This is a genomic window from Methylobacterium sp. CM6246, from assembly GCF_054818005.1.
In genome coordinates this window covers 3,513,727-3,529,855 of record NZ_JBTXKY010000001.1, presented here as the reverse complement: position 1 = coordinate 3,529,855, position 16,129 = coordinate 3,513,727, and the positions used below count along the sequence as shown (strand labels likewise).

14 protein-coding genes are annotated in these 16,129 nt (G+C 63.9%); 2 read left to right on the top strand and 12 right to left on the bottom strand.

Features of this window, described 5'->3' with window-relative positions:
- Positions 1 to 118: 118 nt before the first annotated feature.
- The 11 genes from ACYQPG_RS17340 to ACYQPG_RS17290 form a co-directional block, all read right to left on the bottom strand.
- Complete coding sequence (locus tag ACYQPG_RS17340; RefSeq protein ID WP_246689958.1) at positions 119 to 1,198, bottom strand: amidohydrolase family protein; 1,080 nt, start codon at positions 1,196 to 1,198, stop codon at positions 119 to 121.
- A gap of 1,123 nt (positions 1,199 to 2,321) precedes the next feature.
- A complete protein-coding gene (locus ACYQPG_RS17335; protein ID WP_461231343.1) occupies positions 2,322 to 3,194 on the bottom strand; it encodes an HTD2 family dehydratase in 873 nt (290 codons plus the stop codon).
- A gap of 34 nt (positions 3,195 to 3,228) precedes the next feature.
- A complete protein-coding gene (locus tag ACYQPG_RS17330; protein ID WP_461231342.1) occupies positions 3,229 to 4,344 on the bottom strand; it encodes a CaiB/BaiF CoA transferase family protein in 1,116 nt (371 codons plus the stop codon).
- Positions 4,344 to 5,507: an acyl-CoA dehydrogenase family protein gene (locus ACYQPG_RS17325; protein ID WP_461231341.1), complete on the bottom strand. Its 1,164-nt coding sequence runs from the start codon at positions 5,505 to 5,507 to the stop codon at positions 4,344 to 4,346. Before ACYQPG_RS17325 ends, ACYQPG_RS17330 begins: the two co-directional genes overlap by 1 nt.
- Positions 5,508 to 5,709: 202 nt before the next feature.
- Positions 5,710 to 7,254, bottom strand: coding sequence for a citrate lyase subunit alpha (gene citF, locus ACYQPG_RS17320; protein WP_461231340.1), 1,545 nt, complete (start codon positions 7,252 to 7,254; stop codon positions 5,710 to 5,712).
- Positions 7,254 to 8,132, bottom strand: a complete 879-nt coding sequence (locus ACYQPG_RS17315; RefSeq protein ID WP_461231339.1) for an HpcH/HpaI aldolase/citrate lyase family protein — start codon at positions 8,130 to 8,132, stop codon at positions 7,254 to 7,256. Before ACYQPG_RS17315 ends, citF begins: the two co-directional genes overlap by 1 nt.
- A gap of 10 nt (positions 8,133 to 8,142) precedes the next feature.
- Positions 8,143 to 9,426, bottom strand: a complete 1,284-nt coding sequence (locus ACYQPG_RS17310; RefSeq protein WP_147852806.1) for a TRAP transporter large permease — start codon at positions 9,424 to 9,426, stop codon at positions 8,143 to 8,145.
- On the bottom strand, positions 9,423 to 10,010 hold the full coding sequence (locus tag ACYQPG_RS17305; protein WP_147852822.1) for a TRAP transporter small permease: 588 nt from the start codon (positions 10,008 to 10,010) through the stop codon (positions 9,423 to 9,425). The genes ACYQPG_RS17310 and ACYQPG_RS17305 overlap by 4 nt, the downstream gene beginning before the upstream one ends.
- Positions 10,011 to 10,040: 30 nt before the next feature.
- Positions 10,041 to 11,042 (bottom strand): TRAP transporter substrate-binding protein, encoded by a 1,002-nt coding sequence (locus ACYQPG_RS17300; protein ID WP_461231338.1) that lies wholly within the window; start codon positions 11,040 to 11,042, stop codon positions 10,041 to 10,043.
- A 516-nt stretch (positions 11,043 to 11,558) separates the two neighbouring features.
- Positions 11,559 to 12,311 (bottom strand): SDR family oxidoreductase, encoded by a 753-nt coding sequence (locus ACYQPG_RS17295; RefSeq protein ID WP_147852808.1) that lies wholly within the window; start codon positions 12,309 to 12,311, stop codon positions 11,559 to 11,561.
- Positions 12,312 to 12,321: 10 nt separating this feature from the next.
- Entirely contained in the window at positions 12,322 to 13,485 is a 1,164-nt protein-coding gene (locus ACYQPG_RS17290) for an ABC transporter substrate-binding protein (RefSeq protein WP_461231337.1), read from the bottom strand.
- A 159-nt stretch (positions 13,486 to 13,644) separates the two neighbouring features.
- Between ACYQPG_RS17290 and ACYQPG_RS17285 the strand changes: the two genes are divergently transcribed.
- Together ACYQPG_RS17285 and ACYQPG_RS17280 are read left to right on the top strand one after the other, a co-directional pair.
- The gene (locus tag ACYQPG_RS17285; protein ID WP_461231336.1) at positions 13,645 to 14,769 is read left to right on the top strand and encodes a zinc-dependent alcohol dehydrogenase family protein; all 1,125 of its coding nucleotides are present in this window, start codon (positions 13,645 to 13,647) and stop codon (positions 14,767 to 14,769) included.
- Positions 14,770 to 14,909: 140 nt separating this feature from the next.
- Positions 14,910 to 15,608 carry a GntR family transcriptional regulator gene (locus ACYQPG_RS17280; protein ID WP_210247776.1) on the top strand — a complete coding sequence of 233 codons (699 nt, stop codon included), beginning with the start codon at positions 14,910 to 14,912 and terminating at the stop codon, positions 15,606 to 15,608.
- A 108-nt stretch (positions 15,609 to 15,716) separates the two neighbouring features.
- On the opposite strand, the gene ACYQPG_RS17275 is transcribed toward ACYQPG_RS17280, so the two are convergent.
- Entirely contained in the window at positions 15,717 to 16,124 is a 408-nt protein-coding gene (locus tag ACYQPG_RS17275) for a carboxymuconolactone decarboxylase family protein (RefSeq protein ID WP_147852812.1), read from the bottom strand.
- Between the last annotated feature and the right edge of the window lie 5 nt (positions 16,125 to 16,129).

Here is a 16,129-nt window from a genome sequence, read left to right as displayed (position 1 = left end):
TGCCGAGGAGCTGAATCGATCGGCCTCTATCGACTCCCGTCGCGGACCAGCGGGCAAACGCGCGGTCGCACAGAAGCCGTTCTGTCGGGCCATCTGTGTCATCAAATCGGATATTCGTTTATGGCATCAGATCGGCCGATTTAAGTTTGCTTGCGAGTCGCGGATAGACCTTCAATGTATTTCCGGCGTAGATCTTCGCCCGATCGGTGTCGGACACTTCAGCCGCATCGACATAGCGCTTGGTGTCATCGTAGGCGTGGCCGGTTTCAGGATCAGTGCCGTTCACCGCGCCCACCATCTCCGAGGCGAACAGCACATTCTCATGCGGCACGACTTTGAGCAGCAGGTCGATGCCCGGTTGATGATAGACGCAGGTGTCGAAGTAAACGTTGCGCATCAACTCGGACAGAGGCGGCCTCTTCAGGTCCTGCGCGAGACCTCTGTAGCGGCCCCAATGGTAGGGCACAGCGCCGCCGCCGTGGGGGATGATCAGGCGAAGCGTCGGGAAGTCCTTGAAGAGGTCCGAGGTGACGAACTGCATGAACGCACTGGTGTCACCGTTGATGTAGTGCGCGCCCGTCGCGTGGAAATTGGGATTGGCCGAGGCGCTGACATGCACCATGCCCGGCACGTCCAGTTCCACCATCTTCTCCCAGAGGGGGTACCAGAATCGATCGGACAGAGGTGGGTCCGTCCAGTAGCCCCCCGAGGGGTCTGGATTGACGTTGCAGCCGACGAAGCCGAGATCATTTACACAGCGCTCCAGCTCGGCCGTGCAGTTTTTTGGCGAGACGCCGGGTGTCTGTGGCAGCTGGCAGACGCCGACGAAATTCTTCGGCATCAGGCTCGCGACACGGTGGATCATGTCATTCGATACGATCGACCAGTCGAGGCTGGTGCGCGCGGTGCCAATATGGTGGCCCATGCCCCCCGCCCGCGGTGAGAACAGGGCGAGTGAGATGCCCCGCTCGCTCTGAAGCTTCAGCTGGCGCCCGCTCACACTCTCGCGGATCTCGTCGTCGCTCACTCGTAGACTGGACGGGCTCGGCGATTGAGCGGGGTCGTTGATGGCATCGATCTGACGCTTGCGCCAAGACAACAGGGCCGGCGGCTCGGTGGTGTAGTGTCCGTGGCAGTCGATCACGAGGCCTGTATAACGGGGCCCCTGCGGCGCTGGCTCGGCGCGTGCGGTGTCCATTGTGATGGCCGCGGCGACAGCTCCAAAGCCCGCGAGGCCGCGGATGAAGCCGCGGCGCTGCAGGCAGCAAGGGCAGGCGGCGGCCCCCGTCGGGTCGGTCGCGGCGATCATCGCGATCCCCCCGCAGAAGCGCGTTGGACCATGTGGGGTTCATCCGGACCTGACGGAGCCGCGAGGGCAGGACGAACGACAATCCCTAAACGTCGTAGCATGCTGGCGCCTCTAGATTTTATGCTTCAATCTCGACCGCACAACTGACGCCGCAAAGTCAAATTCGTCCAGTCGCACGGCTGACACCCCGTCCAGGTTCAGCGACGCATTTGGCCGAATGTCGCTCCCGATGGACCGGCAATCGAAGGAGGTCTGCAACTGAGCTGCCGATGATGTCACGACAACGCGTTCGAACACGATTGACCGGTGACCGTCGCTTCCCGGCACATAGCCGGCGCCCCTGAGCGACCGGCTGGACGCGGCGCCAGAAATCGGCTTGCTGGGGATGTCGGCGCTGTGTTGCCACCGCGCTCGGGGCTTATTCTCGCCGCTAAATCCTCAATCAGCAAACGGCTCGCAGTTCGAGGATATGATCTGCGATTGCGCGTCTTTAGATTAATATGCGGGGTCGCAACATAAATTGGTGCGTAGGTTTAATATTGACATGAAGCATGTTGGGTCTATTTTAATAGCGCCGATATAAATTTGTCGGCGGCGCCTCACTCTTGGTTGCGGGGTTGACTTTTACAATAAATCTAAAATCTTCTGATTGGTCCTGCTGTGCACAGCAGATAGCTCCTCTCGCACCACTTTTGCTCCCCTCAAACCCCTTCTCATCAGAGTGAGGCGTCTCTCAGTGGGGGCGCTCTATATCCGGGAGCCGCCTCGCCGCTTGCCCTGCGGGTAGGACAACGCGAGTTTGCAAGCCGAACGGCATTGGTGAAAGGCGATCACCGAGTTTACGTAGGCGGACCGCAAGGTGTGAGGAACGGCTCGCCTCAGATCTCCAGTCCGAGCCAGAGTGCCAGCTGACCGAAACAGCCGGGTCTGATCGGTCGTGTTGGACAGGGTCATGACGCGTCTCCGTCAGAGGGGGACGTCGTTCAGCGCTCCGGCGAGAACCTCGAGGGCTTCATGCCGCCCCTCCGTGGCCGTCTGCCCGCATGCAAACCCCGTCGGTCTGATCCAGCGTCACACCGTCAAAACGGCCCTCGCCGTCGAGGCGCCCACAGATGCGAAACGTCTGGTTGGCAGTGAGTGCGGACACGCCCCGGTGCATGAAGTGGCGCGGAACGTGGCCGATCAGCCGAGCGGCCTGATTCATTAGCAGCGTCGCCTGGATGGGGCCATGCACGACTAGATCGGCGTAGCCCTCCACCTCGGTGGCGTAGGGGCGATCGTAGTGGAAGCGATGGCCATTGAAGGTCATCGCTGAGTAGCGGAACAGGAGCGTGGGTGTCGCCACGACCGACCGTGTCTCTGCGTAATCAGACGGCAGGTCTCGCTGCGGCGTCGATGCCACGACCGATGAGGCGCCCGGCTTGTCCCGGTAGACGATGTCTTGCTGTTCGCGGATGGCGACGCCGCGTGCCGTCGACACGACATGATCGACTGTTACGAAGCAGAGGCGACCGCTGCGGCCCTCCTTAAAGACCACGTCCCGCACCGTCTCACGGCGCGTCACCAAGTCATCCAGGCGCAGGGTGTCGAGAGTTTCGACCGTGCCACCCGCCCACATCCTTCGGGGAAGTGGCACTGGCGGCAGGAACCCACCCTTGGCCGCGTGTCCGTCCGGCCCAAGGGCGTCGGCCGGCGGCGTTTCGGGCGCCAGACACCAATGGAGCGCTGGCGGAGCAACATCTCCCTCCCCCGGTGCCAGAAGCTGCCCGAACGTAGCGTGGAATGCGTCGAAGATGCGCGGCGTGATCCGGTCCGCCTTCTCGCGCGACCGACCGATCCAGGATCGTAGAAGGTCGATGTCCACCGGCTCCGAGTTGCGCTTCATGGGATCACCCGTCGTCGCGAGGTCGGCCTATCGTTCATGGGTCGAGGAGGTTCGATCGGCCAAGTGCCGGGACCGGGCCATAGGTGCGCTCCTCGCCCCGCACGACGGCAGCCGGAGCCGGGAAGGCGACGGGGCCGGTCGAGGTGTCCACGGTGATCCGCCGTAGGTGCGGATGGCTCGCCAACGCCTCCATATCGTTGACTGACGCGAAAGCGGTATCTGCCTCCGTCAGCCGGGCTATCGCCTGGGCCTCGTCGAGGCCCCCAAAGGCGTGCGCGACCAAGGCGTCGGTCTCGCCGCGGTTGCGCGTGCGCGCGACGTTGGTAGCGAAGCGCTCGTCCTTAGCCACCGCGTCGTCGCACAGAAGTAGGGCGCAGAATTTCACCCATTCCCGGTCGCTCTGGATCGAGATCAGAATCTGTTTGCCGTCCCGCGTTTTGAATACGCCGTAGGGGGCGATGGACGGGTGCGCGAGGCCGACCCGCTTTGGCGACCGTCCACCTTCGTGATGCAACAGTGGCACGGTCAGCCAATCGGCCATCACGTCGAACATCGAGATCCGAATATCGGCGCCGCGGCCGGTAATGCCACGGGCAATCAACGCTTCCAGGATCGCCGCTTGCGCGGTGGCGCCCGTGGCGATGTCCACGATCGAGATGCCGACGCGCGCCGGCTCGTCTGGCCCCCCCGTGATCGAGGACAGGCCGGACTCGGCCTGAATCAGCAAGTCGTAGGCTTTGCGGCTCGCGAGCGGCCCCGTCTCGCCGTAGCCGCTGATCGAGCAGGCGATCAGACGGGGATACTCCACGCACAGGGTCTCGACCCCAAGCCCCATCCGATCGAGGGCGCCGGGCTTGAGGTTCTGCACGAGCACGTCCGCTCCGACGATCAGATCACGCAGTGCGCGTCTGCCCGCGTCCGTGGACAGATCGAGAGTCCGGGATTCCTTGCCGCGGTTGAGCCACACGAAATAGCTGCTCTGCCCGCCGGCCACGACGTCGTCGTAGCCCCGGGCGAAATCGCCCTCCGGCCGTTCGACCTTGATCACTCGCGCCCCCGCATCCGCGAGACGGGCGGTGCAGAACGGGGCCGCCACCGCTTGCTCGATCGCGACGACGACGAGACCCTCGAGGGGAAGCTGCGCCGACATCAGAATGACCGAGGCAGGCCGAGGATATGCTCGGCGACGTAGGAGAGGATCAGGTTCGTGGAAATCGGCGCGACTTGGTAGAGACGGGTCTCCCGGAACTTGCGCTCGACATCGTACTCCGCAGCGAAGCCGAAGCCGCCGTGAAACTGGATGCAGGCGTTAGCCGCCTCCCAGGACGCTTTCGCCGCGAGGTACTTGGCCATGTTGGCCTGGGCGCCGCAGGGCTGGTGCGCATCGTACAATCGGCAGGCCTCGTAGCGCATCAGGTTGGCCGCCTCGATCTCGATGAAGCTCTCGGCGATCGGGAACTGCACGCCCTGATTTTGTCCGATCGGGCGGCCGAAGACATGGCGCTCCTTGGTGTAGGCCGTAACCTTGTCGATAAACCAGTAACCGTCGCCGATGCATTCGGCCGCGATCAGGGTGCGTTCGGCGTTGAGCCCGGTGAGGATGTATTTGAAGCCCTGGCCTTCCTCGCCGATCAAATTTTCGGCGGGGATCTCCAGGTCGTCGAAAAACAACTCGTTGGTCTCGTGATTGACCATGTTGAGGATCGGTCGAACCGTCATGCCCTTTTTCTGAGCCTCGTGCAGGTCGACGATGAAGATCGACATGCCCTCGGACTTTTTGGCAACCTGATCCAAGGGTGTGGTGCGGGCGAGCAGAATCATCAGGTCAGAGTGCTGAACCCGTGAGATCCAGACCTTTTGCCCGTTGATCACGTAGCGGTCGCCTTTGCGAACCGCGAGAGTCTTGATGCGGGTCGTGTCGGTGCCGGCGGTCGGTTCGGTCACACCCATCGACTGGAGCCGCAATTCGCCCTCGGCGATGCGAGGCAGGTACTTGCGTCTCTGCTCCTCCGACCCGTGCCGGATCAGAGTGCCCATGTTGTACATCTGCCCATGGCAGGCACCCGAGTTGCCGCCTGAGCGGTTGATCTCCTCCATGATCACAGAAGCCTCGGTGAGCCCGAGACCTGAACCGCCGTATTCCTCCGGGATGAGAGCGGCCATCCAGCCGGCCTTGGTCAGCGCGTCGACGAATGTCTCAGGGTAGCCACGCGCCTCGTCGATCTTCCGGTGGTATTCCGCTGGGAACTCCGCACAGAGGCTTCGCACCGCATCGCGGATGTCACTGTAGCTGCCGTGATCGATCGTCTGCATGGTTCGTTCCCTGGACGTTTTTGATTTCGATGTCCGAACGTTGCCGTCAACGCATCGCGTGGGGGCCGGGCACGTCCTGCGTGAGCCTGCCTCCAGTCCCTGGATGTCACGCGCCCACCGACGCCGAACCAGTAACGGCACCGGCATCGAGCACGTTAATTCAGTCCCGTGCAGCGCTGACCGGCTGGGCTATTGAGCACTCTCATGTCTCAGGAACGGCACGCACGACGTCGATGACCGTCCCGTCTCGGTACTCGACGACGGCTACGATCCGACCGTCGTGGCTTCGGTCGCGGGGCGGAACTGGCGCCAGTTCCGCCGCACGGTTGGCCAATGCGTCGATGGTGGTGAGCGGTAGGCCAGCCGCGTGGAGCCGCTCGGCCAGCTCCGGGCGACGTGGGTTCACGGCGATTCCGCCGTCCGTTACGACGACATCCACCGTCTCGCCCGGCGTGGTGCGCGTGGTGACACGTTCAACCACCTTTGCGTGGCGCCCGGCGGCGAGCGAGGTCGTGATTACGGTCAGCTTGGCGCCCGCCGCGGTATCGGCGTGCCCTCCGGATCCGCCCAGAATAACGCCGTCGGTCCCGGTGGTCACGTTCACGTCGAAGGCGCGGTCGATCTCGGCAGCACCGAGGATCGTGGCATCGATGCGGTTCACGACGCAGCCGCGGTTGTGCGGGTTGGCATACATCGAGGCCGACATGGTCTGATGCGCCTCGCTGCGGCGAAAGCTGTCCACCGCCGCGTGGTCGAAAGCCTGCACATCCATCAGCGCGCGGAACAGGCCGGCGTCGAACATCTCGACGATGCCCGCCGTGATGCCGCCCGCCGCGAAACTCCCCTGCACACCCCGCTCAGACATGATCCGCCCGAGGTATGCAGCTGCCGCCAGTGAGGCCCCCCCTGCCCCCGTCTGGAACGAAAAGCCGTCCTTCAAGAGGCCGGATGCCGCGATGACTCGGGCGGCCGTGTCTGCGATGCCGAGCGCGATCGGGTTCGTGGTCGCCAGCGTCGTGCCTGAGACGATCTGCGATGGGTCGCCGATCGAATCCACGGCCACCACGAAGTCGACCCAGTCCTGGCCGATCTCGATCGGCACCGTGGGATAAGGCACGAGGGTGTCGGTGATCGCCACGACGCGTTCGGCCCCTTGAGCGTCCGTCACCGCGTAGCCGAGCGGCCCGCAGGCTGCCCGGCCGACCGCGCCTGTGAGATTGCCGTAGGCGTCGGCGGTGGGCGCGGCGACGAACGCCACGTCGATCCGGAGGTCCCCAGATTCGATGCAGCGCGCCCTGCCCCCGTGCGTGTACATCAGCACCGGACGCGCCAGGATGCCGTGCGAGACTGCCTTCGCCAGGGGCCCGTAGATTGTGCTCGCGGCGAGGCCGATGACGACCCCGCTGCGGATATGGCCGATCAACGGCGCGTGGACCGGGAAGAGCGCGCTGGCCGCCACGGTGATGTCTCGCAGCCCCGCGCGCGCGACTGCGTCGAGGACACGGTTGAGCACGCCGTCGCCGTTGCGCAGATGATGGTGGAACGAGATCACCGCGCCGTCGCGCAGGCTGCAGGCGCGGATCGCGGCGTCGATATCGGGCAGGACTTTGTCGGCTCCGGGCCGAGCGGCGTGCACCGTCCGGACGGCACGCCGCAGAGTGCCGAGATTGTCGAAAGCGCCCGTATAGGGCCGGACCGCCCCATAGCCGGCAATCTCGGAGGGAAGCTCACGGACCGTATCGGCCATCAGGTGCTCGCGGACGCCAGGATGTCGGCGGCACGGCGCACCACAGGAGCGTCGATCATGCGCCCGTCGAGTTCGAATGCACCGCGCCCCTCCGCCTGTGCAGCGATGTTGCCGGCTACGACGCGGCGCGCCCAATCGATCTCCGCCGCCGTCGGTCCGAATCCTTCGTTGAGGATAGCCACTTGCGCCGGGTGCACGGCGAGCGAACCACGGAAGCCAAAACGTCGGGCCCGCTCCACCGTCGCACGAAAGGCGTCCAAATCGCGGTAGGCACCGATGCTGTCGATAAAGCCGAGAGGTAAGATTCCTGCGGCCCGCGCCGCCCGCAGGACGGCAAAACTCGGCACCAGCAACGTGTCGGGATCAGGCACGCCACCCATCACGGCGGCGTAGTCCTCGGGGCCAAGAGTCATGGCCGCGATGCGGGGGTGCGAAGCAATCGCATCGAGATGCGGGAACGCCGCCGGCGTCTCGACCTGCAGGACGAGGCGTACGCTACCGTGCAGCATACCTCGCTCGGCCTCGATTCCAGCGACTGCGTCAGCCACTTCCGCAACGTAGCCGGCATGCTCGACCTTCGGTACGACCAGCGCGGTTAGCCCCGGCACCACCGCGGCCTCGAGGTCGCGCACGAGGTCGCGCAGGCCGTGATTGACCCGGACCATCGCCACTGCGCCATCGCGGGAGACCGCGCGGATCGCGTCCGCCAGCCGGTCGCGGGCACCGGCTTTTTCGCCGGCCGGCACGGCGTCCTCCAAGTCGAGGACCAGCCCGTCCGCACCGCGCTTGTGCGCGCCGTCAATGAAGCGCGGCACGTGCGCGGGCACGAACAACAAGGAGCGCCAGCGCGGGGCTGGTTCCGGCGTCGGAATGCTCATGGGCATCTCCTCATATCGCCCCCAGCGCCCTGGGCAGCCACAGCGACAGGCCCGGCCAGTAGGTCACGAGGACGAGGAAAGCCAACATGGTCAGCAGCCACGGCATCACGGCGACGGTGAGTTCGGAGATGCCCATATGGGCGATACCGCTCGCGACGTAGAGGTTGAGCCCGACCGGTGGGTGGCACAGGCCGACCTCCATGTTCACCGCCATGATGATCCCGAAGTGAATCGGATCGATGCCGAGCTTGATCGCGATCGGGAACAGGATCGGCGCCATGATCAGCAGGATCGAGGACGGCTCCATCACGTTGCCGGCGATGAGCAGGATGATGTTGACGACAAGCAGGAAGACCAGCGGGCTGAAGTTCATCGCGATGAGCCACGCCGCCATCGTCTGTGGGATGTTCTCCGATGTCATCAGAAACGAGAACAGCACCGCGTTGGTGATGATGTACAGCAGCATCGCGCTCATGTTGGCCGAGGCCAGCAACACGCGCGGCACGTCGGAAAGTTTCAGGTCCCGGTAGACGAACACTGAGATGACGAAGGCGTATACGGCGGCTGTGGCCGCCGCCTCAGTCGGCGTGAAGATGCCGGCGTAGATGCCACCGATCACCATCACCACGAGGAACAGGCCCCAGGCACTCTCCCGGAAGGCGCGCAGGCGCTCCATCCAAGACGCTTTCGGCATCCGGGGATAGCCGCGCTTCTTGGCAATGATGAAGGTGACGGCAGCCAGCATCGCCGAGAGCACGATGCCCGGCATCACCCCGGCCAGGAACAGGTTGCCGATCGAAGAGTTCGTCGACACCCCGTAGAGCACAAGGATGATCGAGGGCGGCACGAGGATGCCGAGCGCGCCCGAGGTGGTGATCACGCCGGCGCCGAAGCGCTTTGGATAGCCCTCGGCCACCATCGCCGGCAGGATGATCGATCCGATGGCGACCACCGTGGCGACACTCGACCCTGAGACGGCGGCAAAGAGGGCGCAGGCAACGACGCCCGCGAGGCCCAGTCCCCCTGGCCAGTGGCCGACGAGCGACGTGGTGAAGTTGATCATCCGCTTGGCGACGCCGCCATGAGCCAGGAAATTGCCGGCCAGGATGAAGAACGGGATCGCCATGATCGAGAAGTTTTCGATCCCGGTGAACAGCTTGAGCGCAACGCTCTCGATTGGCACCTGGGTCAGGGTGAACAGGAATGTTAGCACCGTCAGGCCGAGCGCGATCGAGATCGGCATGCCGGTGAGCATCAGGGCGATGAGCAGCCCGAAGATGATCAGTCCACTCATGCCGGGCCTCCCTCGCGCGCCAACTGGATCGGGTCGACGCCCTCGACGGTTTCGACGCCGTCGACATGGGCGTGATCGCGCGCTGGCAGGTGTCCCGTCCTGTAGAAGGTCCAGGCTACTTGCAGGAAGCGGAAGCACATCAGGTAGGAGCCGAGCGGGATCGCGAGGTAGACGATCCAGACCGGGATCTCCATGTCCGGCGTGGTTTGCTCGGTGTGGCCAATGCGCCAGACGAAGTTGGTCCCAAGCGTTCCGACAATGCCGGTAAACAGCGCGCCTGCTCCAAGGCTGACGAGAACCATGGTGCGACGCGCGCGCGGTGGCAGGCGGTTGACCAGCACGTCCACGCCGACGTGAATGCCGGTGCGCACGCCGTAGGCCGCCCCGAACTTGGCGACCCAGATGAACATGTAGATGCACAATTCCTGCGACCAACCGAAGTCGAGCCGGTCGGTATAGTCTTGCAACGCTGGGATGCCCGAGAGGAAGCGATGCACCACGGTGGCGAAGGTGATGACCGTGGCTGCCGCCATCAGCGTGCCGATCAGTAATTCTTCGAGCCGATCGAGAATCTTGAGGATCATGGTGTCGAGACCCAATAGCGGATTATCGGATCAGTTGTTCGGCGCGCCCTCGGCTTCCTTGTTCAGGGCCGCGACCAAGTCCTTGCCGACGCGCGAGGCCATCTCCTTCTGGACGGGGTTCAAAGCCTTGCGCCACGCGGCGTTCTCGGCCTCGGTCGGGGTGTAGACCTCAGTCTTACCGGTGGAGCGGATGTCAGCGAGCGCCTTCTCGTTCTGCTTGTCGGCGATCTGGTGCTCGTAGTCCGTCGCATCCTTGATCGCGCCCTCGAGCGTCGTGCGGATGTCGGCGGGCAATCCGTCCCAGAAGCCCTTGTTCACGATCACCGCGTAGCCGACGTAGCCGTGATAGGTCAGGGTCGCGTGTTTCTGCACCTCGTTGACCTTCTGCGTGGTGATGTTGGACGGCGGATTTTCCTGGCCGTCGACCACGCCGGTCTGGAGCGCCTGGTAGAGTTCTGAGAACGCCAGCACCTGCGGCAGCGCGCCGACCGCCTTGAACTGCGCCTCGAGCACCTTCGAGGACTGGATGCGAAACTTCAGGCCTTTCACATCTTCCGGCCCGTGCATCGGCCTGTTGGACGTCAGGATCTTGAAACCGTTGTCCCAGTAGCCGAGGCCCTTGATGCCCTTGGACTCCAGCTTCTTGAACAGGCCTTGGCCGATGGGACCATCCTGTACCTTCCGCAGCACCTGCTCGTTTGGAAAGATGTAGGGGAGATCGAAGGCCTCAAATTCCTTGACGCCGAGCGGCCCGAATTTGCTCGTGGACGGCGCCAGCATCTGCACGGCGCCGAGTTGAAGCATCTCGACCTCTTCCTTGTCTTTATAAAGCGTGCTGTTCGGGTAGATCTCGACCTTGACCGCACCCTTGGTCCGCTCTTCGGCGAGTTGCTTGAAACGCTCCGCACCCTGACCCTTGGGCGTGTCTGTCGTCACGACGTGGCTGAATTTAATGACGATCGGGCTCTGCGCTGCCGCCGGCGCGACCAGGGCGAGCGCACAGGCAAGCGTGCTTAAAATGTGGGCTTTCATCGACGCCTCCCGATGTGATTCCGCGTCGTCGCGCGGTTTGTATTTTGGATAGCCTTACAGCTGACAAAGCATGGGGCAAGTCCTAATGCCTGCCGCGCGCTGACGGATCGCGCACATTCTCTAGGGTGCAGATCATGATATTGGCGATGACGGTATATATTTGGCGTAAATCATAAGTGCCCTCGATCCGTCGTGGGGGGCGGCGTGGCGGCGTGGCGGCGTGGCGGCGAGAGCTAGGCTGATGCCCACCGATGCCGGCATCACCGTCGCCCTCTCGCTCTTGGAACCTTCGACTCTGGAACCCGAGGTCTGGCCAAAGCCGGTCTCCGGCGGACGCGCGGGGGACAGCTGTATTTGTCTGACGGGCCTTGCTCGCCCAAGTTTTCGTCAGGCGCCGGTGCGATATTTTTGCGATTGAGCCCTCACTCGGCACCAAGTCGAGCGGTGAGTTTGAGTCACTGTCAAACGACCTCCGCTGATTTGGCGCCGAATCCCGGCGACCATCTGCAAAACAGCCTACCAGGCGGTCGTTCCGCCATCGGCTGTGAGCACGCTGCCGACGACGAACGCGGAATCGTCGGAGGCGAGGAAGAGAATGGCCCTGGCGATCTCGTCCGGCCGTCCCATGCGTCCGATCGGTGCTCGCCCGTCCAACTCACGCTGCATCGCCGCCGGATCTGGCGCAGCGGCTAGCATCTTGTCGAAGTACGGCGAGAAGATCGTCCCCGGGGCGATGCAATTCACCCGGATGTTCTGATCGATGTGGTCGAGCGCCATGGCCCTGGAAAGGGCGACCACGCCACCCTTCGAAGCGACGTAGGCGGCGCGGTCGCGAATGGCCGCGCTCGCGGTATACGAGCCGGTGTTGACGATGACTCCGCCGCCCTGTTTTTCCATCAGCGGGATGACCGTCCTGGCGCACAGATAGACACCCTTCAGATTGGTGGCCATCAATGCGTCCCAGGCTTCCTCCTCGGTTTCGACGACCGAACCACGTGCCCCGTATCCTGCGTTGTTGACGAGAATATCGATCCGACCGTGGCGTGCGACTGCCGCTGCGACCCCCGCCGTTACCTCGGCTGCACGCGACACGTCCATCTCAACGGCGGTGGCGCGATCTCCGATATCCCGTGCTGCCCGTTCGGCTGCCGCGCCATCGCGGTCTGCGATGACGACAGCTGCTCCCTCCGCGGCGAAGAGCGAGGCGGTCGCACGGCCGATGCCGCTCGCGCCGCCGGTAATCAGAGCGACCTTGTCGACGAGGCGCATGAGGCAGATCCTAGCTCTTCAGATACGGGCAGCGGGTCTCGGATAGGGGCTGCATCGCGTCGCCGCCGGCGATGTGTCCGGTTAATTTGTAGTAATCCCAGGGGCGTGCCGACTCCTTCGGGGATTTTACTTCGACGGTGTAGAAATCGTGGATCAGCCGACCGTCCGGCCTGATCTCGCCATCGCTGACGAACACGTCGTTGACACGCGTGGCGCGCATTGTTTCTGCAACGACCCGGCCGTCGTCGGAGCCAGCTTTCGCGATGCCGCGCAGGTAGTGGAGCACGGAAGAATACACGCCGGCCTGGATCTGGCCGGGCATGCGTTTGGCCCGCTGAAAAAAGCGCTGGCCCCAAAGCCCGCTTTCGTCGTTGCGATCCCAATAGAAGCCGGTCATGAGCAGCAGACCTTTGGCTTGCTCGAGGCCCAGGGCGTGTATGTCGCTGATCACCGCCCCCGGGAGAAATAGTTTCTGGTGAGATGTAATTCCAAATTCGTTCGCCTGTTTGACGCAATTTATCGTATCGCTTCCAGCATTCAGAAGCCCGATAACCTGCGCTCCTGATCCCTGCGCCTGCAGAAGGAAGGACGAGAAATCAGGGGAGGCGGTCGGATGCTGCGCGCTCCCCAAGACTCGTCCCCCTGCACGCTCGACGCTCCGGGTCAGATCTGCGCGCATCTGATGGCCGTAGGCATAATCGGCAACGATCAGGAACCACGTCGTCTTACCCTGATCCATGAGGATGCGGGCGGGGCCAACAGTGTTGGAGTAGGTATCGAGAACCCAGAGGAAACCTGTCTTCGAGCAGCCTTCGTTCATCAGTTGCCCGCTCGCCGGTCCGCATAAGAGCGTGATCTTCCCACGATCCGCAGCAAGGTGCTGGACGGCCAAAGCGACGGATGAGTTCGGCAGATCGGCGATTGCGCCAACGCCCTCCACATCGAACCATTGCCGCGCGATGCCGGCGCCGACATCCGCCTTATTTTGATGATCCGCTGAGATGATCTGAATCGGCCGGCCGAGTACTGTGCCGCCAAAATCTTCGGCCGCCATCTGGGCCGCAATGATGCAAGTCGGGCCACTGTAATCCGACAGTGAGCCGGACAGGTCGCTCAGGACGCCTATCTTGATCGGGTCCGCCGCCGAGGCCGGCCCGGTGAGCAGCGCCGGCATGCACAAACTGCTCGACGCCCCGGCCAGCACAGTGCGACGCGTCAAGTATCGGCGTTCCGCCACCATCGGTGACCCTCCCGTGAGAAGCGCCGATTCCGGCTATTCACACTGACCTACCATCTGTATGACTGTATGACAATACGCTCGAGGAGAGGTTCAGTGAGATCTCGGTCCGCCGTTCTGCGCGCCACGCCATGCGCGAAGCCCTATGCGCAGACCTTGCCCTTGACGATTGAGGAGATTGAACTCGACGATCCGGGGCCGGGAGAGGTGCTGGTGCGCGTTGCAGCGGCCGGACTGTGCCATTCGGACCTTTCGGCCATGAACGGCGATCGCCCCCGGCCCGTCCCGGTGGCTCTCGGGCATGAGGCCTCAGGCGTCGTGGCCGGCCTCGGTGCGGGCGTCGACGATCTTGCGGTTGGCGATCATGTGGTGATGTCGTTCCTGCCGACTTGCGGTGTCTGCGGTCCCTGTGCGGAGGGGCGCGGGGCACTGTGCGAACCGGGGCATGCAGCAAACGGGCGCGGTACGCTGCTGTCCGGGGCGCGGAGATTTCACTGCGACGGCATCGAGCTCAACCATCACAGCGGTGTCTCGGCCTTCGGCGAGCATACTGTCGTCTCACGGCGCTCGGTCGTGCGGATAGGCCAAGATATCCCCCTCGTCGAGGCTGCCTTGTTCGGTTGTGCGGTCATGACGGGCGTGGGCGCCGTCGTGAACACTTGCGCAGTGCGCCTCGGCGAGAGCGTAGCCGTCGTCGGACTCGGTGGTGTCGGACTCTCGGCCGTGCTTGGAGCGGTGGCGTGCGGCGCCAATCGCATCGTGGCGATCGACCTTTCGCCGGCCAAGCTTGACGTAGCGCGCGAGATCGGCGCGACGGATGTGTTCCTGGCTGATGCGCCCAACGTCATCGAGGCCGTCCGGGACCTAACGGGGGGCGGGGTCCACTATGCGGTGGAGATGGCGGGCTCGGTTCAGGCCTTCGATCTTGCGCTGAATGTCACTCGCCGCGGCGGCACCACAGCAACGGCGGGACTGGCGAATGCCGCCCAACGGTTCCAGATCCCGCCGCTGGCTCTCGTCGGCGAGGAGAGGGTCATCAAGGGCTCGTACATGGGCAGCTGTGTGCCCTCCCGCGATATCCCCCGCTTCATCGACCTATGGCGTCAAGGTCGCTTGCCGGTGACGCGGCTTTTATCGAGCACGGGACCGTTGATTGATATCAACGCGGCATTCGACCGGCTCGACCGAGGCGAGGTGATCCGACACCTCGTTGTGATGTGAGGCGGCCTGTAGACAATCGCTACGTGTCAGCCATTGGAAACGAAGGATATTTGACCCCGTGGCCCGTCGAAGAGGATGGCACGCCTGGACCCGTACTCCCCACCCAGGCATCGTAGCGCACTGTGACGGATTGAATGTTGATGAGTGATACTCTGCGGGTAGTCCCCACGCCCATGCGGCGGCAGGTCGAGGAGGGGCTTCGCTCGGCGATCGTGAGCGGGCGCTTCCTGCCCGGAGAGCACCTGTCCGATCGCGTACTCTGCGAGTTGACGGGGGCCAGTCGTAGCGTGGTGCGAGAGGCCGTCCGGCTGCTCGAGGCGGAGGGGCTGGTCACGGTGCAGCCCAACCGCGGCCCATTCGTCGCGCATCTCTCCGTCGAGGAAGCCTCGCAGATTTACGAGCTACGCAGCGTACTGGAGGCGTTGGCCGGTGAAGGGTTCGCGTTGCGTGCGACCGACGAGGAGCGCCGTGCGTTGCGAGAGGTCTTCGAGGAACTCGCTCGCTGTGGGCCAGACACAGAGCGGGAGACCCTGCTTGCGATCAAGCAACGGTTCTACGGAGGGCTGCTGAAGGGCGCGCGCAATGCCTATGTCGCCCGCATGCTTGAGCAGCTGATGAACCGCAATATGCAACTGCGCGCGATGTCGTTGTCGGATCCAGGCCGCCTGCCTTGGACGATCAAGGAGATCCGGCGGGTCGTCGAGGCGATCGAGCGACGCGATCCCAACGAGGCATTCATTGCGTGCCGTGAGCACGTGCAACGGGCTGCAGACGTAGCGCTTCGGATCCTGCGAGCGCAGCGAGACATCCCCTTGAGTGGGCCATCTGGCAGCGACTGAGAGCGAGCGCGTGCCCCGGTCTGATCGCCTGCCGGGAGGGGAGCTTGATGTTCAGGCGACGTATGTGCCGTGAATGGCCGCAAAGCGCGCCATCCACGGCCGCCACGATCAGGCGGGCCCGACGGGCTCACCCGAAACCGCGCCCTCAGCCTTCAGCACCTCGTGTGCGGCTTTGAAGGCATCGAGGCCCGCAGGGATGCCGCAATAGACGGTCGCGTGAAGCAGGATTTCCTTGATTTCCTCCACGGAGACGCCGTTGGCGAGCGCGCCCTTCACGTGAAGTTTCAACTCAGCTGGCTTGCTGAGCGCGGTGAGCATCGCGAGGTTGAGCATGCTGCGCGTGCGCCGATCGAGGCCGTCGCGCGTCCAGGCGTAGCCCCAGCACCACTCGGTCGTGATGCGCTGAAACGCCATCATGAAATCGTCGGCCTTGGCGAGCCCGCCATCGACGTACTCTGCGCCGAGTACGGCGCGCCGCACCGCCAAACCCTTCTCGAACTGTTCGCTCTCAGCCATCACAC